Consider the following 20593-nt stretch of genomic DNA (forward strand, 5'->3'; position numbering starts at 1 on the left):
CCCGGGTGACTAGTCTTGGGCCGTGGACAACTCGCCGTCGCACGACGACCAGGGGCAGTCGCCCGTACCCATGACCAAGCCGGAGGCCGCGCCGCCCGTCCGGGCCGTGCACGCCCCGGTCGCGGAGGCCGAGATGCGGGCCTCGGACGCCGACCGCGAGCGGGTCGCGGAGCTGCTGCGCGACGCCTACGCCGAGGGCCGGCTGAACGTGGACGAGCACGCCGAGCGGATCGAGGCCGCGTACGCCGCGAAGACGCTGGGCGAACTCGTACCGCTCACCCGTGACCTGCCGACCCACCGGCCGATCTCCTTCGAGAAGCCCTCGTTGGGCGCCCCCGGGACCCGCCCGGACGGACCGGTGCGGCTGCCGGCCCGTCAGGAGGCGCCGACCATGGTGGCGATCTTCGGCGGCGCCTCCCGCAAGGGCCGCTGGCGGGTCGGCTCGCACCTGCGGGCGCTCGCGCTGTTCGGCGGCATCGAGATCGACCTGACCGACGCCGTCTTCGAGTCGCCCGAGGTGGTGATCGAGGTGACGGCGGTGTTCGGCGGGGTCGACATCAAGGTGCCGGAGAACGTCAGCCTGCACGGCGGAGGCGTCGGGATCTTCGGCGGCTTCGACGTGAAGGAGCAGACCGCCGCGGACCCGTACGCGCCCGTCGTCCGGGTCAAGGGGGCCGCGGTGTTCGGCGGTTGCGAGGCGCGGCCGCGCAAGGGCAAGAAGCTCAAGGAGTGGGTGCGCAAGCAGCTGGGCGCGGAGTAGGCCCGCCCGGCGGGCCGGCCGGGGCGGCCGAGGAGCCGTTCCGGGGCCGGCGTGCCCGAAGTGTCCGAAGTGCCCGGCCGGGGACAACTCCCGGCCGGGCACTCCTCGTTGTGTTCGGTGCACTCCGTAGTCGATTGCGTGCAGTGTGCATGAATCACGGCGCGGCGGGGTAATTCCTCTCGCACATCGCTTCTTGTACGGCTGCGCACCGGGGGCGGCCTGTGGCCGGCCCGGGGGGTGAAGAGCGGGGGCTCGCAGCCGGGCAGGGGAGCGAGCTTCCCCGTGTCCGAGAGCCTCGTCAGGAGTACGGCCGTGCTGCATCCGATCGAGTCCCGCACCACCTCGCCCATCGCCGCCGCCCAGGTGCTGGACCGCAGGCCAGGCGCCCAGCCGCAGAGCGAGGACGATCCCTGGCACACCGGCGCGGCCTGCCGGCGGGACGAGGTGGGGTTGTTCTTCGCGCCGTCCAAGGAGCCCACGGCGGCCCGGCTTTCGCGCGAGGAGCAGGCGAAGCAGGTCTGCGCCCGTTGCCCGGTGCTGCTGGAGTGCCGGGAGCACGCGCTCGCGCAGCCCGAGCCGTACGGGGTGTGGGGCGGTCTGACGGCCGCCGAGCGCCGGGTGGTGCTGGCCCGCCGCCGGCGCCGCGAGGCGGAGTTGCGCGAGGCGGCCCGGGTGCCGGCCTCCCCTCGCCGGATAGCGGGCTGAGCGGGAGAACGACGGGGCGCGGCCTCGGCGGAGGGGGATTCCGCCGAGACCGCGCCCCGTCGTGCACAACCGGCCGAGGCCCGGTCGCGAACCGTCGGCCGAAGCGCCTGCGCACCGGCCGCCGGTCCACCGCCGGCCGGCCGCAACCCGCTTTCGGGATCCGTCAGTTGGCGCGGTCGAAGTCGATCGCGCTGTAGGCCCGCAGCTTGGACAGCTTGTGGGTGGAGTGGATCTCCCGGATGGTGCCGCTCTTGGAACGCATCACCAGCGAGCTGGTGGTGGCGGTCTCCTGGCGGTAGTGCACACCGCGCAGCAGCTCGCCGTCGGTGATGCCGGTGGCGACGAAGAACACGTTCTCGCCGCTGACCAGGTCGTTGGTGGTCAGGACGCGGTCCAGGTCGTGACCGGCGTCGAGGGCCTTCTGCCGCTCGGCGTCGTCCTTGGGCCAGAGCCGGCCCTGGATCACGCCGCCCATGCACTTCATGGCGCAGGCCGCGATGATGCCCTCGGGGGTGCCGCCGACGCCCATCAGCAGGTCGACACCGGTGCCCTCGCGGGCGGCCATGATGGCGCCGGCGACGTCACCGTCGGAGATGAACTTGATCCGGGCGCCGGCCTCGCGGATCTCCTGGACCAGGCCCTCGTGGCGCGGGCGGTCGAGGATGACGACCGTGACGTCCTCGACGGCGCTGCCCTTGGCCTTGGCGACCCGCCGGATGTTGACGGCGGCCGGGGCGGTGATGTCGACGAACTCGGCGGCCTCCGGGCCGCAGACCAGCTTGTCCATGTAGAACACGGCGCTGGGGTCGAACATCGTGCCGCGGTCGGCCACGGCCAGCACCGCGACGGCGCTGTTCATGCCCTTGGCGGTCAGCGTGGTGCCGTCGACCGGGTCCACGGCGACATCGCACTCGGCGCCGGTGCCGTCGCCGACCCGCTCGCCGTTGTAGAGCATCGGGGCTTCGTCCTTCTCGCCCTCCCCGATGACGACGATGCCGTTCATCGAGACGGTCGAGACGAGGGTGCGCATCGCCTTCACGGCGGCACCGTCGGCGCCGTTCTTGTCGCCCCGGCCGACCCAGCGGCCGGCGGCCATCGCGGCCGCCTCGGTGACCCGGACGAGTTCGAGCGCGAGGTTCCGGTCGGGAGCCTCGGGCGCGACCTCAAGGGATCGGGGGAGGTTGTGCGGGTACTGCGTGGTCATCGTCGTTACCTCTCTGTACGCGACGGCCAGTAAGCGCCCGACTACTGCCTGGTCGAACGCCGTGGTGAGGGTCCTGCGATCGTATCTGCCCACGAGATGACTGTCTGTGGCGCGGGTCGCCACCCCCTGCCGGGGTCGTGCGGTTTGCCCCGCTTCACCCGTACGTGGACACCCCGGGTGCGGGGGGTGCGAACCCCATGAGTCACCATGTGGGGGTGGCAGCGGAGAGCAAGGGCATGAGGGGCCGGCAGACGGTACGGGACATGGTCCTGTCGATGCTGGCGGTCGGTGTCGTGGTCTGGGTCGGGTACCTGTTCCTCCCGCACGACGCGGACGGCGACGGTGTGCGGAAGGTCGAGTACAAGGTGGCGGCGGCCTCGGCGAAGCGGGCCGCGCCGTACCCGCTGCTGGCGCCGGAGGGCCTGTCCGGCCAGTGGCGCGCCACCTCGGTGAAGTACGACCCGGCGTCGCTGGGCGGCGGCCGGGGCAACGCCTGGCACCTGGGCTTCGTCACCCCGTCCGGCCAGTACGCGGCGGTCGAGCAGAGCGACGTCTCCCGCGACACCCTGCTCGACGCGATGGTGGCCGGCGGCAAGCCGGACGGCACCTCGGAGGTGGCCGGCCAGGCCTGGGACCGCATCCAGGGCGCCAAGTCCCGCGCCCTGGCCGTCCAGAGCGGCGGCGCCACCACCGTGCTCACCGGAACCGCCTCCTACGAGGAGCTGGCCGAGCTGGCCGCGGCGCTCAGGTAGGCCCGGAGCAAGCGGAAGGGCCCGCACCGGTACGGCCGGTGCGGGCCCTTCCGCATGCCTCGCGGCAGCCGCGAGGCGGGGTGTCAGACGGTGGTGACGACCTCGTCGTAGGCCAGGCGCGGCGAACGCGGGTACCAGGCGTTCTCGCCCGGCTTGCCGATGTTGACCACGGCCAGCACCGAGTGCTCGCCGTCGGCGAAGAACTCCTTGTTGATGCCCGCGGCGTCGTAGCCGGTCATCGGGCCCGCGGCCAGGCCGGCGGCGCGCACGCCGATGATGAAGTAGCCCGCCTGCAGGGCGCCGTTCAGCAGCGCGGAGGACTCGCGGACCGGACGCTCGGTGAAGAAGATGTCCTTGGCCTCGGGGAAGCTCGGCAGCTGGGTCGGCAGCTCCTCGTGGAACTCGTTGTCCACGGCCAGGATGGCGACCAGCGGCGCGGCGGCGGTCTTGGCCTTGTTGCCGTCCGCCAGGTGCTGGACCAGGCGCTCGCGACCCTCGGCGGAGCGGACCAGGACGACGCGCAGCGGCTGCTGGTTGAACGCGGTCGGGCCGAACTTGACCAGGTTGTAGATGGCCTGGACCTGCTCCTCGGAGACCGGCTCGTCGGTGAAGGTGTTCGCGGTGCGGGCCTCGCGGAACAGCAGGTCCTGAGCAGCGGTGTCGAGTACCAGGGCGTCGGTGGTCATGCTTGTCTGCACCTCATGCGTGACGGGTTCGTCTGGACGGCCGGCGGCGCCGGTCATGTGGTCACAACATGAGTGAACTTTCAACTGTTCCCGGCGGCGCTGTGACCCGCGTCACTGCTGCGCCGGACCGCCCTCCTCGGCGGCCAGCGCGGCGTCCAGCCGGGCCCGGGCGCCGTCCAGCCAGCGCTGGCAGACCTTCGCCAGCTGCTCGCCGCGCTCCCAGAGCGCCAGCGACTCCTCCAGCGAGGTGCCGCCGTTCTCCAGCTGCCGGACGACCTCCAGCAGCGCGTCCCGGGCGTGCTCGTACCCCAGCGCGTCGTCCGGGGTCCGCGGCGCCGCCTCCACCTGCTCCTGCTCAGCCATGGGAGCCAGCGTAGGCGCTGGCGCCGACACCGCGCGGAACCCGGCGCCCCAGCGGCGACCTACGGCTGCGGGCCCGCCGTCACGTCGAAGCCGCCGCCCGCCACCCGGGCGTGCAGCGCGTCGCCCTCCGAGACCTGCGCCGGATCGGTCACCACCGTGCCGTCCGCGCGCTGCAGCACCGCGTAGCCGCGCTCCAGGGTCGCGGCGGGGGAGAGCGCCACCACCCGGGCCAGGGTGTGCCCGAGGTCGCTCTGCGCGTGGTCCAGCCGGTGCCCGAGGGTGCGCCGGGCCCGCTCCAGCAGGCCCGCCACCTCCTGGCCGCGCCCGTCCAGCATCCGGTGCGGCGCGGCCAGCGCCGGGCGGCTGCGCAGGCCGTCCAGCCCGTGCTGCTCCCGGTCGACCCGGCCGAGCACGTGCCGGCGGGCCCGGTCGCGCAGGTGCAGGACCTTCGTCAGCTCCTCGCCGACGTCCGGAACCACCCGTTTGGCGGCATCGGTCGGCGTGGAGGCGCGCAGGTCGGCGACGAAGTCCAGCAGCGGCTGGTCCGGCTCGTGCCCGATCGCGCTGACCACCGGCGTCCGGGCGGCCGCGACCAGCCGCACCAGGGCCTCGTCCGAGAACGGCAGCAGGTCCTCCACGCTGCCGCCGCCCCGGGCCACGATGATCACGTCCACCTCGGGGTGCTCGTCCAGCTCCCGCACCGCCGCGCTCACCCGCTCGACCGCGCTGACGCCCTGCACCGGCACGTTGCGCACCTCGAAGCGGACGGCCGGCCAGCGCCGCCGGGCGTTCTCCAGGACGTCCCGCTCGGCCGCCGAGTCGCGACCGGTGACCAGGCCGACGCACTGCGGCAGGAACGGCAGCGGCCGCTTCCGCTCGGCGGCGAACAGGCCCTCCCCGGCGAGCCGGCGCTTCAGCTGCTCCAGCCGGGCCAGCAGCTCGCCGAGCCCCACCAGCCGGATCTCGGCCGCCCGCAGCGAGAGCTGCCCGCGCGCCGCGTACCACTCCGGCTTGGCGTGCACGATGACCCGCGAGCCCTCCTGCACCACGTCCGCGACCTGTTCGAAGACGGACCGGAAGCAGGTCACGGTGAGCGACACGTCGGCCTGCGGGTCGCGCAGGGTCAGGAACACCACGCCCGCGCCCGGCCGCCGGCTGAGCTGGGTGATCTGGCCCTCCACCCAGACCGCGCCGAGCCGGTCGACCCAGCCGCCGATCAGCGCGGAGACCTTGCCGACCGGGAGCGGGGCTTCGGGGGAGCTGGTGTTGGCCATGCGTACGAGGCTAGCGGCGGATGCCGACAGCGGAGGACCCCTGGACGAGCAGGACGAGCAGCCCGGCGCCCAGCCAGACCGCCCCCGCGAGCTGCGCCGTGTGCGAGGCCTCGTAGACCACCGCGCCGATCACCGCCATGCCCAGCACCGGCACCACCACGTGCCGCAGCCAGTCCCGCGAGCCGTGCTTCACCACGTACCAGCCGATCACCGAGGCCTGCAGCAGCGCGAAGGCCGTCAGCGCGCCCATGTTCACCACCGAGGTCAGCTGGTCCAGCCCGTCGTCGCGGTCGGCCGCCCAGACCGCCGCGCCCAGCGTGATCACCGCCGCCACCAGCAGGGCCCGGCGCGGTACCGAGGTGGCCGGGTCCACCGTGCCCAGCAGGCGCGGCAGCCGACCGTCCCGGGCCATCGCGTACACCAGCCGCCCGGCCGCGGCCTGCCCGGCCAGTGCCGCGAACGCCGCGCCGATCGCCTTGCCGGCCGCCACCAGGACGTGCAGCCAGTGCCCGATCCCGCTCTCCACGGTGTCGTAGAAGGCCGAGCCCTGCGCCGCCGGATCGGCCGCCAGCTGCTGCGGGGTCGTCGGCTCCAGCAGCGCCGCCAGATAGGTCTGCAGCACGAACAGCACCCCGGCCAGCACCAGGCACCACAGCACCGCCCGGGCGACCGCCGCCGAGGCTCCCACCGCCTCCTCCACGAAGGTCGCGATGGCGTCGAAGCCCAGGTAGGAGAGGACCGCCACCGACACCGCCGAGATCACCGCCGCCGCCGAGAAGCCGCCGACCGCCGTGAACGGGGTGTCCCAGCCGCGCTGCGCGCCGTCCCGGACCAGCACCACCACCGCCGAGACGACGAAGACGGCCAGTACCGCGATCTCCATCGCCAGCACCGCGAACCCGACCGAGGCCGCCGTCCGCACCCCGACCAGGTTGAGCGCGGTCGTCACCAGCACCGCCAGCGCGGTCCACACCCAGCGCGAGACCTCCGGCACCAGCGAGTGCAGCGCGATCCCGGAGAACAGGTACGCCACCGCCGGGATCAGCAGGTAGTCCAGCATCGCCATCCACCCGGCGATGAAGCCCGGACCCTCGCCCAGCCCGGCCCGCGCGTAGGCGAACACCGAACCGGTCTGCGGCACCGCGCGCACCATCTGGGCGTACGAGAAGGCGGTGAGCCCCATCGCCACGGTGGCCGCCAGGTACACCGAGGCCACCGCGCCGTGGCTCTTGGCGTCCAGGACCCCGAACACGCCGACCGGCGCCATCGGGGCGATGAACAGCAGCCCGTACACCATCAGGTCGCGCACGCTCAGGGTGCGCCGCAGCTCGCCGTGACCCGCTTGCTCGCTCATAGACTCCACATTTGAGCATTTGCGGCGGATTCCGACCCGAAGGCGCCAACCGTCGGCGCGGCTCGGTACCGCCCGTACGATGGAGCCATGTCCAACACCGCGCAGCGCCGTGTCCTGCTCGCCGCCCCCCGGGGCTACTGCGCGGGCGTCGACCGTGCCGTGATCGCCGTGGAGAAGGCCCTGGAGCAGTACGGGGCCCCCATCTACGTCCGCAAGCAGATCGTCCACAACAAGTACGTGGTGCAGACCCTGGAGAAGCAGGGCGCGATCTTCGTCGACGAGACGGAGGAGGTGCCCGAGGGCTCGATCGTGGTGTTCTCCGCCCACGGCGTCGCGCCGTCCGTCCACGACGAGGCCAAGGCCGGCAAGCTCGCCACCGTCGACGCCACCTGCCCGCTGGTCACCAAGGTGCACAAGGAGGCCGTCCGGTTCGCCGACGAGGGCTTCGACATCCTGCTGGTGGGCCACGAGGGCCACGAGGAGGTCGTCGGCACCATGGGTGAGGCGCCCGACCGGATCCACCTGGTCGACGGCGCCGAGGACGTCGCCAACGTCGAGGTCCGCGACGAGTCCAAGGTCGTCTGGCTCTCCCAGACCACGCTCTCGGTGGACGAGACCATGGCCACCGTCGGCGAGCTGAAGAAGCGCTTCCCGCTGCTGGTCAGCCCGCCCAGCGACGACATCTGCTACGCCACCCAGAACCGCCAGGTCGCCGTCAAGCAGATGGCGCCCGAGACGGACCTGCTGATCGTGGTCGGCTCCAAGAACTCCTCCAACTCGGTACGCCTGGTCGAGGTCGGCCTGGAGTACGGCGCCAAGGCCGCCCACCTGGTGGACTTCGCCGAGGAGATCCAGGAGTCCTGGCTGGAGGGCGTCACCACGGTCGGCCTGACCAGCGGCGCCTCGGTGCCGGAGATCCTGGTCGAGGGCGTCCTCGACTGGCTGGCCGCGCGCGGCTACGGCGACGTGTCGACCGTCAAGACCGCCGAGGAGCACCTGATCTTCTCGCTGCCCAAGGAGCTCCGCCGCGACCTGCGCGCCGAGGCCGCCGGCAAGCTGTAGTCCCGTCGCACGGTGCCCGGTGCCCCTCTGGGGTGCCGGGCACTGCGCTGTGCAGGGCCGGGCCCGTTCTCGTAGTTTTGTGCACAGTTGTGCACAGGCCTGTGGACAACGGTCCGGGACGGCCGTCCCGGGCAACGCTCCGGCGGAGGGTGTTCGTCATGACGGCGGTATTCGGTGTGGACATCGGCGGTTCGGGCATCAAGGGCGCCCCCGTCGACCTCGGCCGGGGCGTGCTCGCCCAGGAGCGGCACAAGGTCCTCACCCCGCAGCCCTCCGCGCCGGAGGCCGTGGTCGCCGCCGTCCGCGAGGTGGTCCGCCACTTCGACCACCAGGGCCCGGTCGGGCTGACCTTCCCCGGGGTGGTGGTCAACGGGCAGACCAGAACCGCGGCCAACGTGGACAAGGGCTGGATCGGCCTGGACGCCGCGGGCCTGTTCCGGGAGGCGCTGGACCTTCCGGCCACCGTGCTCAACGACGCGGACGCGGCCGGCTTCGCCGAGACCGCGCACGGCGCCGGCCGCGACCAGTCGGGGGTGGTGCTGGTGCTCACCTTCGGCACCGGCATCGGCAGCGCCCTGTTCGTGGACGGCGCGCTGGTGCCCAACACCGAGCTGGGGCACCTCGAACTGCGCGGCAAGGACGCCGAGCGGCGCGCCTCCTCGGCGGCCAAGGAGCGGCACGGGCTGAACTGGGAGCAGTGGGCCGGGCGGGTGGACGAGTACCTGGACCTGGTGGAGATGCTGTTCTCGCCGCAGCTGATCGTGATCGGCGGCGGGGTGAGCCGCAAGCACGAGAAGTTCCTGCCGCTGCTGCGCGAGCGCGAGGCGCGGATCGTCCCGGCGGAGCTGCGCAACGACGCGGGGATCGTCGGGGCGGCCATGGCGGCCGCGCGGGCGGCGGGCTGACCGCCGTTCGGCGGTAGGTCGTGAGTGTGGAGCCGGGAGCCGTGGGCGCGTTGAGGAGCGGAAAGCCGAACCGGCCGACTTTCCAGTCCTCAACGCGCCCGGTGGATCCGCTTCTGGGCCACGAACCGGGCGATGACGATCGCCGCCGCCAGACCGGTGCCGGCGAACAGCCAGCCGGCCCGCAGCGCCAGCCCCGTCGCGAGGGCCACCACCTGGGCGGTCACGCCGGTGGAGGTCACCGGGCCGAGCAGCAGCAGGGCGGCGGCGAACGCGATCGGCCCGCTGATCGGGGCGGCCAGCAGGTCGACGAAGCGCACCCGGACGGCCAGTTGGAAGCAGATCACCAGGTAGCCGACGCCGAACAGCACCCCGAGGCCGCCGAACACCATCCGGTCCACGGCGGCCACCGCGACGGTCGCCGCCAGTGCGACCACACCGGCCCCGACCGCCGTCAGCCGGGCCGGCCGGCCGTTGCGCCGGCGACCGTAGACGCGCACCTCGGGGCGGCCCTCGCCGCGGGCGTCCGCACGTCCCTCGGCGCGCGGGCCGAACGGCAGCCGCAGCCGGGCGCCGCCCGAGCGGGCCCGCTCGGGCGCGCCGGCCACGGGGCGTAGCCGGGAGGAGGGTCCTGCGGCGGCCCCGTCGGTCTCGGGGGCCCGCCCGGGCCCGGGGACGGCGGCCCCGGCCGCGCCGTTAGGCGGTCGGCGTCTGGGCCCTGGCGGCTGGGTTCGGATGCTCTGCTCCACCCGTCCAACGTACGGTCCGATCATCGCCACACTGTGTAATGGCGGTTCGGACTTGCTCCGTGTCTCCGGACGGAGTACTGATGTGATCTTCGATCAACTCGTCCAGGGGGATTCATGGCCGGCGGCTTCACCTTCGAACGCCTGCACCATGTGCAGCTCGACATTCCGGCCGGCGCGGAGGAGGACTGCCGCGCGTTCTGGGCGGGCGTGCTCGGTATGACCGAGCTGGTCAAGCCGCCGGTGCTGGCCGCACGCGGCGGCTGCTGGTTCCGCGGCGGCGGGGTCGAGGTGCACCTCGGCGTGGTCCCGGAGTTCCGGCCGGCCCGCAAGGGCCACCCGGGGATCCAGGTGGGCTCGCTGGACGCACTGGCCGAGCGGCTGGCCGCCCATGGTCATGAGGTCGTCTGGGACGACAACCTGCCCGGTCACCGTCGGTTCCACTCCAGCGACCGGCTCGGTAACCGGCTGGAGTTCCTGGAGCCGCTACCGGCGGCGGCGGGCGCCTGAGCCGCTGCCCGTAGACTGGGGGATCGGCCCGCACGGTGCCGACCCAACTCCTCCAAGCCCACGGGACTGCGCTTCATGTCGCTCACGATCGGAATCGTCGGCCTGCCGAACGTCGGCAAGTCGACCCTGTTCAACGCCCTGACCAAGAACGACGTGCTGGCGGCCAACTACCCGTTCGCCACCATCGAGCCGAACGTGGGCGTCGTCGGCGTACCGGACGCGCGGCTGGGCAAGCTCGCGGAGATCTTCGGCTCGCAGCGCATCCTCCCCGCCACCGTCGACTTCGTCGACATCGCGGGCATCGTGCGCGGCGCCTCGGTCGGCGAGGGCCTGGGCAACAAGTTCCTCGCCAACATCCGGGAGTCGGACGCGATCTGCCAGGTCATCCGAGCCTTCGTCGACCCGGACGTGGTGCACGTCGACGGCAAGGTCTCGCCGAAGGACGACATCGAGACCATCAACACCGAGCTGATCCTCGCCGACCTCCAGTCGATCGAGAAGGTGCTGCCGCGGCTCCAGAAGGAGGCCCGCCTGAAGAAGGAGTCGGCCGCCACGCTGGCCGCCGCCGAGGCCGCCCAGGCGATCCTGGAGACCGGCAAGACCCTCTTCGAGGCGGGCTTCGACGCCTCCTCGGTGCGCGAGCTGCACCTGCTCACCACCAAGCCCTTCCTCTACGTCTTCAACGTCGACGAGGACGAGCTGGTCGACGAGGAGTTCAAGGAGGCCCAGCGCGCGCTGGTCGCCCCCGCCGAGGCGATCTTCCTGAACGCCAAGATCGAATCCGAGCTGATCGGCATGGACGAGGACGAGGCGCTGGAGCTCCTCCAGTCCATGGGCCAGGAGGAGACCGGTATGGCCACCCTCGGCCGCGTCGGCTACGAGACCCTCGGCCTGCAGAGCTACCTCACCGCGGGCCCCAAGGAGACCAGGGCCTGGACCATCAAGAAGGGCGCGACCGCCCCCGAGGCCGCCGGTGTGATCCACACCGACTTCCAGAAGGGCTTCATCAAGGCCGAGGTCATCTCCTTCACCGACCTGGTCGAGACCGGCTCCATCGCCGAGGCCCGCTCCAAGGGCAAGGCCCGGATCGAGGGCAAGGACTACGTCATGCAGGACGGCGACGTGGTGGAGTTCCGCTTCAACGTGTGACCGGTTCTGCGCCTTGCGTGGATGATCTGCCGAACAGGCGGGTCGGATGGGGTCCGCCCGCTCAGGGGCGGGCCCCTTCTCCGTTCCGGGCCGACCTCTCAGCTGTTGCGCGGCGGTGTGAGGCTGTCGAGGTCCAGGGTGATCTCGAAGGGCACCGGGCGCTGGAGGGTGCCGCGGAAGATGCCGGCGGGTGCGTAGGCGCCGGTCGGTCCGTCGAGCTCGTAGACGTGGACGACAGTTGCGCCGTCCTCGTCCTCGATGCACCAGTAGTGCGGGATGCCCGCCTCCGCGTACTTGCGGAGCTTCACCGTGCGGTCGCGATGGGCGGACTCGGGGGAGACGGCCTCCACGACGAGCTTCACGTCCCCGGGGGCGTACCAGGTGCGGTCGGGGTCGTAGGGCAGGTCCGTCAGCAGGAGGTCCGGCTCGGGGCGGTTGCGGGCGTCGAGGCGGATCGTCATCTCCCGCTCGACCTCGATGCCGGCGGGCGCCTGCGCCGCGAGCGTGGTGGTCAGGGCGGTGACGAGGCGGCCGTGCCAGGACCGCTGCGGCGACATCATGAAGACGAGTGCTCCGTCGATGAGCTCGGTGTGGCGTGGCGCCTCGGGGAGGCGGTCCAGGTCCTCCGCGAACCAGCCTTCCGCGCGGGGCGGGCGCATCCAGTCGGGCAGTGCGGTCATGGCTTCACGGTAGCGGTCCGCGGCCCGGGCCGGAGGGCGGGCGGTATGCGGAACGCGATCTCCCGGTTGGTGTTCATTCGCAGGCGGTTGACCTGATCGGATGAATGTTTGATTGACTGTTGATCAGTTCTCCAGGGGGGTGGGAGCGGTGGCGGTCGTCGCCCTCGTCGTCGCCCTGGGTGTAGGCCGTCCATGCCCCCGCCGCCGGTCGTGCCGGTGGGCGGGGAGGCGCTCCGCATGATCACAGGGGGAAGAATGACCCGTCCGAGCAAGCCTGTCCTGAGTCGTCGCGGTCTGATCGGGGGCACCGCGGCGGCCGGCGTCGGTGCCGTGCTGGCGTCCGGCGCTCCGGCCGCGGCGGACTCCGGCCGCCGCCGGGACCCGGTGGACCAGGCCGCGGTCGAGGCCGTCGCCGCCCGGCTCGACCGTGATCTGATCGCGCTGCGGCGCGACCTCCACCGGCACCCGCAGGTGGCGGGGGCCGAGGCGTTCGCCGCCGCGACGGTGGCCGAGCGGCTGACCGCCGCCGGGCTCACCGTGACCACCGGCGTGGGCGGCAACGGGGTCGTGGCCGTGCTGAGGGGCGCGCGCCCCGGGCGGACGGTGGCCTACCGGGCCGACATGGACGCGGTGCCGGGGGACGGGATCATGCCCCCGGTGGACGGCCGCCCGGCGGCGCACGCCTGCGGGCACGACATCCACACCGCGGTGGGGGTCGGCGTCGCACAGGTGCTGGCGCAGTTGCGGCACCGGTTGAGCGGCACGGTGGCCTTCCTCTTCCAGCCCGGCGAGGAGAGGCTGGAGGGCGCCGCGGCGATGATCAAGGCGGGCGTGCTGGAGCAGACCGGCGCCGAGGAGGTCCACGCCCTGCACTGCGGACCGTTCCCGGTGGGGCAGTTGTCCGTGACCCCGGGCAGCGGGCTGCCGGGCCAGGACTGGGCCACCGTGACGCTGACCGGGCCGGACGCGGCCGCGGCGGCGGGCCGGCTGGCGGCCGAGATCAACGGCCTGGCCACGGTGGCCCTGCCGCAGACGGAGGCGGACCTGGCGCGGCTCGTCGCGGACGTGCAGACGCCGGACGGGCCGCTGACGCGGTTCGTGGTCGCCCGCAGCCGGGTGCAGACCGACGCCGAGGGCAAGGTCCAGGTGGCCGCCACGTACCGCTGCTGGCCCGAGGAGCGCACCGCCGAGCTGCGCGAGGAGGTCCGCCGGCTGGCGCGGTCGTACCCCGGCGCGGCGGTGGCCTTCCCCCGGGACCCGTTCCCGGCGATGGTCTGCCCCGCGGACGACGCCAACGCGCTGGCCCGGCACCTGCGCCGGGCTCTCGGCGCCCGCGGGGTGACGGTGAACCACGGCGCGTTCCCCTTCAACGGGGAGGACTACGCGCTGTTCCTGCGTCGGATCCCGGGCACCTACACCTTCCTCGGTGTGCGCTCGCCCGGCGCCGGGGTGATGTCGGCCTTCCCGCACTACGACACCTTCGTGCCGGACGAGCGGGCGATCGGCGTCGGCGTCAGGGCGATGGCGGGCTGGCTCGCCACCCGCGCCCGCGGGTGAGCGGCTGAGGCCGCCGCCCGGGTGCGGGTGCCCTCACCGTCCGGCGATGCCGACGGTGAGGGCGCCGTCCGGGGCGGCGGTGACCGTGACCGCCTCCAGGGTGAGGGCGTGCGCGGTGGGGTGGTGGGCGGCGGCGCGCGGGCCGATGCCGACCACGGGCATGCCGGCGGCCAGCGCCGCGGCGATACCGGCCTCGGAGTCCTCGAAGGCGAGGCAGTCGGCGGGGGCGAAGCCGAGCGCGGCGGCGCCCTTCAGGAAGCCCTCCGGGTCGGGCTTGCTCGCGCCGACCGATTCGGCGGTGACCAGGACGGACGGCAGCGGCAGCCCGGCGGCGGCCATCCGGACCCGGGCCAGCGGCTCGTCGGCGGAGGTGACCAGGGCGTGCGGGAGGCCGGCCAGCGAGGCGAGGAAGGCGGCGGCGCCGGGGACGGCGACGACACCCTCGACGTCGGCCTTCTCGTCGGCGAGCATCCGCGCGTTGTCGGCGAGGTTGAGCTCGGCCGGGCGGTCGGGGAGCAGCAGGGCCATGGTGAGGTGGCCCTGGCGGCCGTGCGCGACGCGCAGCGCCTCGGCGCGGTCGAGGCCGTGGGTGTCGGCGAAGCGGTGCCAGCAGCGCTCGACCACGGCGTCGGAGTCGACCAGGGTGCCGTCCATGTCCAGCAGCAGGGCGCGGACGGGCGGCAGGGTGGCGTTGACGGGCATGGCGAGGCTCCTCGCTACGGGTTCGGAAGACCTGCGAGTCTATTGTTCAGTAACGATACAAAACCCTACCCCAGCAGGTGGGCGTTGACCGCACGGGCCGCGTCGGCCAGCTCCGGCAGCTCCACCACCTCGACCCCGGCCGCCTCCAGCAGGGCCGTCCCCTGGCAGTCGGTGACGAACAGGTCCGGCTCGCGCCAGGCCACCACCACCCGCGGGACGCCCGCCGCGATGAGCAGCCGGGCGCAGGGCAGCGGCCGGGAGGCCCGCTGACCGCACGGCTCCAGCGAGCTGTAGACGGTCGCGCCGCGCAGTCGGGCGTCCCCGGCCGGGAGCTTGGCCAGGGCCGCCTCCTCGGCGTGGTCGTGGGCGTCCGCCTCGCGGCTGAAGCCCTCGGCCAGCACCTCGCCGTTCGCGCCGACGATCACCGCGCCGACCGAGAAGGCGGTCGCGGACGGCGGGCAGAGCCGGGAGAGTTCGACGGCCCGGCGGAGGTGGTCGAGGTCGGTGGCGGTCACGGCGCGGGCTCCTTGGGGGCGTACCTGAGCAGGACGACATCGCCCACCGTACGTGCCTCCAGCAGGCGCATCCGGCGGGCCGGGCCGCCCGGGAAGGCCGCCGGGTGGACGAAGCGCGGTGCCTGCGCCTGCCCGACCAGCAGCGGGGCGACGGCCAACTGCAGCTCGTCCGCGAGCCCCTGGGCCAGGAACTGGGTGTGCACGCTGCCGCCGCCCTCGACCATCAGCCGGCGCACCCCGCGCGCCCCCAGGTCGTCCAGCACCGCGCCCAGCCCGACCGCCGCACCCAGGGCCACCACCTCCGCCAGCCCCTCCAGTGCCGGGCGCAGCGCCGCGGCCCCCTGGTCGGTGGTGTAGGCGACCTTCTCGCCGCCGGTGTGCCAGAACCTGAGCGCCCGGTCGAGCCGGCCGCTCGCGCTGAGCGTCACCTTCAGCGGGTACGCGGGCCGGCCCGCCGCCACCCTGGCGGCCCGCCGGTCCGGGTCGTTGACCAGCAGCCGGGGGTTGTCCGCCCGCAGGGTGTTGCCGCCCACCAGGATCGCGTCGGCGACGGCGCGCTCCTCGTCGACCCGGTCGAAGTCGGCCGGGTTGGAGAGCAGCAGCCGTTCGGGCGAGGCGTCGTCGAGGTGCCCGTCGAGCGACATCGCGGCGCTCAGCAGGACAAAGGGCCGGGGCATGGAGGACCGTCTTCTGTAGGGGTCCGTCCACAGTACGGCCCGCCGTGACGGCGCAGGGCCCGGAGGGCTGCCGTTCGTCCGGCGGCCGGTTCCCGTGGCGGCGGCGTTCGCCCGCCGCCCCGCCCTGGTCCGGACCTCGCACCGCCCCCTCGTCGAAGGGCCAGCCCCGTGTCCCGATTCTCCCGCGGCATCCTCCCGCTCGCCGCCGCCGTGCTGCCGGCCGTCGGGCTGCCGGTCGGCCCGGCCACCGCGGCCTCCTACGGCACGCCCACCATCACCCTCTCGACCGGCTACCTCTCCGGTGCGGTCGGCGCCACCGGCGACCCGACGGTCACCGTCACCGTGGCGCAGAGCGGCGCGAGCGTCTCCGCGCTGACCGTGGCCGCCTCGGCCAGCACGCGCAGCAGCGTCGCCCGGACCACGGACGTGACGGTGGCCGGCACCACCGGTACCCGGACCCTCGCGGTGGCCGCGCAGGGCGTCGGCTACACCGACCTCACCATCAAGGTCACCGGGCTCGGCGGCAGGACGGCCACCAGGACGCTGCACTACGCGGCCTCGCCCGCCGTCCAGGACTCCGCCGACAGCCGGTACCTGACCGGATCCAGCGACGCCTCGGCGGTCGTGGACGCGGGCGGCGGCTACCTGGTGGTGGCGGACGACGAGTCCAACGTGCTGCGGCTGTACGACCGCAACGCCTCCGGTGCGCCCGTGCGCAGCTGGGACTTCGGCTCGGCGCTCGGCGTCTCCAAGGAGATCGACATCGAGGGCGCCGCCCGGGTCGGTGACACGATCTACTGGACGGGCTCGCTCGGCAACAACAAGGACGGCGAGATCAAGCCCGACCGGCACACCGTCTTCGCCACCACGATCACCGGTTCGGGGGACACCGCCCAGCTGGCGCTCGCGGGTTCGTACCACGGGCTGCGCGACGACCTGATCGCCTGGGACCAGGCCAACGGCAACCGCTACGGCTTCGCGGCGGGTGCGGCCGACGGGCAGGCGCCCAAGCAGATCGACGGATTCAACGTCGAGGGCCTGGAGTTCGCGCCGGGCAGCACCACCGCGGCCTACGTGGGCTTCCGCGCGCCGCTCACCCCGGCCGTCACCGGCGGCCGGGCGCTGATCGTGCCGGTCACCAACTTCTCCTCCCTGCCGGGCGGTTCGGCGCGCGCCACGTTCGGCGCCCCGATCGAGCTGGACCTCGGCGGGCTCGCCATCCGCGACCTGCGGCGCAACGCGGCCGACCAGTACCTGATCGTGGCCGGCTCCTGGGCCGCCGACGACAACTCCGACCCGTACGCGCTCTACCGCTGGAACGGGCAGCCGGGCTCGGCGCCGGTCAAGGTGCTGGACCTGCCGACCAGCGACGCCGGCGGCTGGGAGGCCGTGGTGGACGTCCCGGACCTCACCGCGCCCGGCGCGCGGGTGCAGATGATCACTGACGACGGCTCCGCCGACCTGTACGGCGACGGCACCGAGGCCAAGGACCTCACCCACCCGGAGTGGCAGAAGTCCCGCACCACCTGGTTCACCGTCAACTAGTGCGAGCAGCGCGGAAGAAGCACCCCCGCCCGATCCGGGCGGGGGCGTCTTCCGTTGCCATCGGGTCATAATGTGAGACGAATCTTCTCGTCATGCGGGACGAGGAGTAGCGTCGAAGGCATCGCGAAGCCGACCGCATCCCAGGGGGACGCCATGACCGGACAGCAGCCCGACACCGTCTACACCCACGGCCACCAGGAGCCCGTGCTGCGCTCGCACCGCTCCCGCACCGCCGCCAACTCGGCCGGCTACCTGGTGCCCGAACTGCGGCCCGGCCAGGCCCTGCTGGACGTCGGCTGCGGACCGGGCACGATCACCGCCGACCTGGCCGAACTGGTCGGCCCCACCGGGCGGGTGGTGGCCGTGGACGCCTCGGCCGAGGTGTTGGAGCAGGCCGCCGCGTACGTCGCGGGGCGCAGGCTGGACAACGTGGTCTTCGAGGTCGCCGACGTCCACGGACTGCGTTACGCGGACGGGGAGTTCGACGTGGTGCACGCCCACCAGGTGCTGCAGCACGTGGGCGACCCGGTGCAGGCGCTGCGCGAGATGCGCCGGGTCACCGCCGAGGGCGGTGTGGTGGCCGCCCGGGACGTCGACTACGCGTCGATGACCTGGTACCCGCAGGCGCCGGAGCTGGACCGCTGGCTGGCGCTGTACCAGCGGATCGCCCGGTCCAACGGCGGCGAGCCGGACGCCGGGCGGCGGCTGCTGTCCTGGGCCCGGGCGGCGGGCTTCACCGAGGTCGCCGCCACCTCGTCCACCTGGACGTACGCGACGCCCGAGCAGCGCACGTGGTGGGGCGGGCTGTGGGCGGACCGGATCCTGGACTCGGCGATCGCCGAGGCGGCGGTCGCCGAGGGGTTCGCGGACCGGGCGGAGCTGGAGCGGATCGCGGCCGGCTGGCGGGAGTGGGCGGCGGCCGAGGACGGGTGGTTCGCGATGCTGCACGGCGAGGTGCTGGCGCGCGGGTAGCGGTGTCGGCGGCGGCCGGAAAAGGGGTGGCGGGGTGATCTCCAAGATCGGGTAAAGTCGCGCGTCCGTTCCAATGCTCCGTCTGCGGAACGGTCGAGTCGAACTGCCGAGCTGATGCCCGTATCCGGCGGGCCGGGGGAGTCCCACGTGTCCATGCCCGAGCCCGACGCGCCCCGCCCCGCGTCGGACACCCCGGCACCCGCCGAGCGCCCTGCCGAGCCTCCCGTGGGGCCTGCCGAGGGAGGCCCCGCCGAGCAGCCCGCCGAGCGCGTGGAGCTCGCCAAGCCGGTCCGGTCCGACGCCGGGTCCGACCTCGGGTCCGACGCCGGGTCCGACGCCGAGCCGGGCACCGGAGCGGCCGCGTCCGCGGCCGGGGAGCCGGCCCCCGAGGCGCCGCCGGTCGAGGCGCCGCCGACCGCGACGGCGCCGGCCGGGGCGCCCGTCGCCGGGGTGCCCGCGCCGCCCGTCGACCCGTGGGCCGCCCCGGCGGCCTTCGGCCCCGCCCTGCCCCCGCCCGGTGCGCCGCTCCCGCCCGGCGCCCCCGTCCCGCCCGGACCGCAGGCCACCGGCTGGGCGGCGGTCACTCCCGGCGCGGTCTCCGGCTTCCAGCCCGGCTACGCCTACCCGCAGGCGCCCGCCGTCACCAACGGCTTCGCCGTCGCCGCGCTGATCACCGGTCTGCTCTGCATGTGGCCGCTGTCGGTGGCCTTCGCGATCACCGCGCTGGTCCAGATCCCGAAGCGCAACGAGCGCGGCCGGGGCATGGCGGTCGCCGCCCTGCTGCTCTCCGCCGGCGTGGTGGTGGTTGCCGCGACAGCCGTGCTCGTCCTCGGCAACACCGTCGACACCGCCGACGGCGACCGGCCCGGCCGGGTGCCCAAGGCGCCGCCCGGGGCCGTCCACTGGGGCTCGCTCAAGTCCGGCGACTGCTACAACCAGCCCGGGGGCTCCGCCGAGGACGACGCGGAGGGCGGGGACCAGACCGTCTACTGGGTGCTCAAGGTGCCGTGCCTGATCCCGCACCAGGGCGAGGTGGCCGGTACCACCCGGATCCCCGCGAGCGACAGCCCGGCCTACCCGGGCGAGACCAAGGTCCGCGAGGACGCCGCCCGCCTCTGCGGACCGGTGCTCGACGAGTACGCCCTCGACAGCTGGGCCGTCCCGGACGGCATGGACGAGGTCTACCTCTACCCCGGCCGCGGCAACTGGAAGGCCGGGGAGCGGTACGTCACCTGCGCCTACGAGGACCGCGACGGCCAGCACCGGGGCAGTGTCCGCACCGACCGGGGCAGTCTGACCGCGGCCCAGCTCACCTACCTGGAGGCCGCCCGCGCCTTCAACACGGCCTCCGCGAACGAGCCGGACGCCGAGATCGCCGACGCGCGCCCCGAGTACTGGTCCTGGGCCGGCCAGATGGCCGCGGCCTCCCGCAAGGAGGCCGAGGACCTGTCCAAGGGGTCGACGATCTGGCCGGAGGGCGCCAAGCCGAAGCTGGCCGAGATGGTGGCCGGCAAGCGGGAGGCCGCCGCCGCCTGGGACACCGTGGTGAAGACCGTCGACGCGACCGCGCTCGAACGCGAGGTGCGGCGGGCGAAGGCCCTGGAGGCGAAGGCCGGCAAGCAGGTCGTGGAGATCCGCCGCGAGCTCGGCCTGTCGACCGGCGAGCAGGCCGGCGAGGCACGGGCCTGATCCGGACCGCGGCACGTCTTACCGGGCGTTAACCCGGCCCGTACCCGCCGGTAGCAGGCGGGGCGTAGCGTCCCTCGGTGCGCGGCCCCGGCCCGACCCCCACGCGGGCCGGGCCGCGCACCGCCCCGGGCGCCTCCGGCACCCGCACTACGCTCGTCGCCGTGGGGACCCACCGCGTGATGAGGCAGGACGACAACGGCAACCGCTTCCCGGTCGCCGACGGCCTGGAGCGGGCCGAGGCGGAGCGGCTGGCGGCGGAGTTCGAGGCGCGCGGCCACAAGCAGCTCTACCGGGTGGAGGCCGAGGCCGCCGAGGCGCCCTGACCCCGGCCCCAGCCCTAGGCTCAGGGCCATGGAGAAGGCCACGGAACACCGGATCGTCGTCGGCGGCGCACTCGTCCACCACGGGAGGGTGCTGGCCGCCCGCCGCAGCGCGCCGCCCGAGGTGGCGGGGCGCTGGGAGTTCCCGGGCGGCAAGGCCGAGCCCGGCGAGACCGAGGCCGCCGCGCTGGAGCGCGAACTACTGGAGGAACTGGGCGTCCGGGCGCGCGCCCTGGCGCAGCTGCCCGGCTCCTGGACCGTCAGGCCGGGGCTGGAGCTCCGCTTCTGGGCCGCCGAGCTGCTCTCCGGCGACCCCCGCCCGCTGGAGGACCACTCCGAGCTCCGCTGGCTCACCCCCGCCGAATTCGGCGAGGTGGACTGGCTCGACCACGACCGCGAGGTCCTCCCGCACGTCGCCCGCCTCCTCGCCGCGGACTGAACCCACACCCGGGCGAACACCCGGGCGACC

At 73.9% G+C, this 20593-nt stretch carries 21 protein-coding genes and 1 pseudogene; 13 read left to right on the forward strand and 9 right to left on the reverse strand.

Translation table 11 applies throughout. From position 1 onward, the window contains the following. Positions 1-22: 22 nt before the first annotated feature. The gene (locus ACGFZP_RS05515; RefSeq protein ID WP_392928885.1) at positions 23-760 is read left to right on the forward strand and encodes a DUF1707 domain-containing protein; all 738 of its coding nucleotides are present in this window, start codon (positions 23-25) and stop codon (positions 758-760) included. A gap of 348 nt (positions 761-1108) precedes the next feature. Beyond that, positions 1109-1465, forward strand: a complete 357-nt coding sequence (locus tag ACGFZP_RS05520; RefSeq protein WP_392929650.1) for a WhiB family transcriptional regulator — start codon at positions 1109-1111, stop codon at positions 1463-1465. Positions 1466-1628: 163 nt separating this feature from the next. Here ACGFZP_RS05520 and glpX read toward each other — a convergent pair whose 3' ends face one another. Beyond that, positions 1629-2669: a class II fructose-bisphosphatase gene (gene glpX / locus ACGFZP_RS05525; protein WP_392928887.1), complete on the reverse strand. Its 1041-nt coding sequence runs from the start codon at positions 2667-2669 to the stop codon at positions 1629-1631. Between the two features lie 215 nt (positions 2670-2884). On the opposite strand from glpX, the gene ACGFZP_RS05530 reads away from it, so the two are divergent. Next, positions 2885-3421: a DUF4245 domain-containing protein gene (locus ACGFZP_RS05530; RefSeq protein ID WP_392928889.1), complete on the forward strand. Its 537-nt coding sequence runs from the start codon at positions 2885-2887 to the stop codon at positions 3419-3421. 83 nt (positions 3422-3504) lie between these two features. Here ACGFZP_RS05530 and ACGFZP_RS05535 read toward each other — a convergent pair whose 3' ends face one another. The 4 genes from ACGFZP_RS05535 to ACGFZP_RS05550 form a co-directional block, all read right to left on the reverse strand. Continuing rightward, positions 3505-4107 carry a malonic semialdehyde reductase gene (locus tag ACGFZP_RS05535; protein ID WP_392928891.1) on the reverse strand — a complete coding sequence of 201 codons (603 nt, stop codon included), beginning with the start codon at positions 4105-4107 and terminating at the stop codon, positions 3505-3507. Positions 4108-4218: 111 nt separating this feature from the next. Then, positions 4219-4470 carry an exodeoxyribonuclease VII small subunit gene (locus ACGFZP_RS05540; RefSeq protein ID WP_392928893.1) on the reverse strand — a complete coding sequence of 84 codons (252 nt, stop codon included), beginning with the start codon at positions 4468-4470 and terminating at the stop codon, positions 4219-4221. A 59-nt stretch (positions 4471-4529) separates the two neighbouring features. Continuing rightward, entirely contained in the window at positions 4530-5744 is a 1215-nt protein-coding gene (gene xseA / locus ACGFZP_RS05545) for an exodeoxyribonuclease VII large subunit (RefSeq protein WP_392928895.1), read from the reverse strand. 10 nt (positions 5745-5754) lie between these two features. Then, positions 5755-7098, reverse strand: coding sequence for an APC family permease (locus ACGFZP_RS05550; RefSeq protein ID WP_392928897.1), 1344 nt, complete (start codon positions 7096-7098; stop codon positions 5755-5757). An 87-nt stretch (positions 7099-7185) separates the two neighbouring features. On the opposite strand from ACGFZP_RS05550, the gene ACGFZP_RS05555 reads away from it, so the two are divergent. Together ACGFZP_RS05555 and ppgK are read left to right on the forward strand one after the other, a co-directional pair. Next, positions 7186-8160 (forward strand): 4-hydroxy-3-methylbut-2-enyl diphosphate reductase, encoded by a 975-nt coding sequence (locus ACGFZP_RS05555; protein WP_392928900.1) that lies wholly within the window; start codon positions 7186-7188, stop codon positions 8158-8160. Between the two features lie 158 nt (positions 8161-8318). Next, positions 8319-9065 (forward strand): polyphosphate--glucose phosphotransferase, encoded by a 747-nt coding sequence (ppgK, locus tag ACGFZP_RS05560; RefSeq protein ID WP_392928901.1) that lies wholly within the window; start codon positions 8319-8321, stop codon positions 9063-9065. Positions 9066-9154: 89 nt separating this feature from the next. Here ppgK and ACGFZP_RS05565 read toward each other — a convergent pair whose 3' ends face one another. After that, the gene (locus ACGFZP_RS05565; protein ID WP_392928904.1) at positions 9155-9670 is read right to left on the reverse strand and encodes a DUF6542 domain-containing protein; all 516 of its coding nucleotides are present in this window, start codon (positions 9668-9670) and stop codon (positions 9155-9157) included. Between the two features lie 255 nt (positions 9671-9925). Here ACGFZP_RS05565 and ACGFZP_RS05570 point away from each other — a divergent pair, with 255 nt between their 5' ends. Then, positions 9926-10318 (forward strand): glyoxalase, encoded by a 393-nt coding sequence (locus tag ACGFZP_RS05570; RefSeq protein ID WP_392928906.1) that lies wholly within the window; start codon positions 9926-9928, stop codon positions 10316-10318. Between the two features lie 75 nt (positions 10319-10393). Then, the gene (gene ychF / locus ACGFZP_RS05575) at positions 10394-11467 is read left to right on the forward strand and encodes a redox-regulated ATPase YchF (RefSeq protein ID WP_392928907.1); all 1074 of its coding nucleotides are present in this window, start codon (positions 10394-10396) and stop codon (positions 11465-11467) included. A 98-nt stretch (positions 11468-11565) separates the two neighbouring features. Here the strand turns inward: ychF and ACGFZP_RS05580 are convergent, their stop codons facing one another. Then, positions 11566-12147, reverse strand: coding sequence for a Uma2 family endonuclease (locus ACGFZP_RS05580; RefSeq protein WP_392928909.1), 582 nt, complete (start codon positions 12145-12147; stop codon positions 11566-11568). A 255-nt stretch (positions 12148-12402) separates the two neighbouring features. On the opposite strand from ACGFZP_RS05580, the gene ACGFZP_RS05585 reads away from it, so the two are divergent. Then, positions 12403-13704, forward strand: a complete 1302-nt coding sequence (locus ACGFZP_RS05585; RefSeq protein ID WP_392928911.1) for a M20 family metallopeptidase — start codon at positions 12403-12405, stop codon at positions 13702-13704. A 33-nt stretch (positions 13705-13737) separates the two neighbouring features. On the opposite strand, the gene ACGFZP_RS05590 is transcribed toward ACGFZP_RS05585, so the two are convergent. Then, positions 13738-14406 carry an HAD-IA family hydrolase gene (locus ACGFZP_RS05590; protein ID WP_392928913.1) on the reverse strand — a complete coding sequence of 223 codons (669 nt, stop codon included), beginning with the start codon at positions 14404-14406 and terminating at the stop codon, positions 13738-13740. Between the two features lie 65 nt (positions 14407-14471). After that, positions 14472-15598 (reverse strand): annotated as a pseudogene (locus ACGFZP_RS05595) (dihydrofolate reductase family protein). A gap of 168 nt (positions 15599-15766) precedes the next feature. Here ACGFZP_RS05595 and ACGFZP_RS05600 point away from each other — a divergent pair. The 5 genes from ACGFZP_RS05600 to ACGFZP_RS05620 all read left to right on the forward strand — a co-directional run bounded on the left by ACGFZP_RS05600 (position 15767) and on the right by ACGFZP_RS05620 (position 20563). Beyond that, the gene (locus tag ACGFZP_RS05600) at positions 15767-17143 is read left to right on the forward strand and encodes a DUF3616 domain-containing protein (RefSeq protein ID WP_392928915.1); all 1377 of its coding nucleotides are present in this window, start codon (positions 15767-15769) and stop codon (positions 17141-17143) included. Positions 17144-17296: 153 nt separating this feature from the next. Next, the gene (locus ACGFZP_RS05605; protein ID WP_392928918.1) at positions 17297-18115 is read left to right on the forward strand and encodes a methyltransferase domain-containing protein; all 819 of its coding nucleotides are present in this window, start codon (positions 17297-17299) and stop codon (positions 18113-18115) included. A 153-nt stretch (positions 18116-18268) separates the two neighbouring features. Next, entirely contained in the window at positions 18269-19804 is a 1536-nt protein-coding gene (locus tag ACGFZP_RS05610; protein WP_392929652.1) for a septum formation family protein, read from the forward strand. A gap of 161 nt (positions 19805-19965) precedes the next feature. Beyond that, on the forward strand, positions 19966-20127 hold the full coding sequence (locus tag ACGFZP_RS05615; protein WP_392929696.1) for an SPOR domain-containing protein: 162 nt from the start codon (positions 19966-19968) through the stop codon (positions 20125-20127). A gap of 28 nt (positions 20128-20155) precedes the next feature. Next, the gene (locus ACGFZP_RS05620) at positions 20156-20563 is read left to right on the forward strand and encodes an NUDIX domain-containing protein (protein WP_392928919.1); all 408 of its coding nucleotides are present in this window, start codon (positions 20156-20158) and stop codon (positions 20561-20563) included. The last annotated feature ends 30 nt before the right edge of the window (positions 20564-20593 follow it).

The organism is Kitasatospora sp. NPDC048239, assembly GCF_043202015.1.
Lineage (GTDB): Bacteria > Actinomycetota > Actinomycetes > Streptomycetales > Streptomycetaceae > Kitasatospora.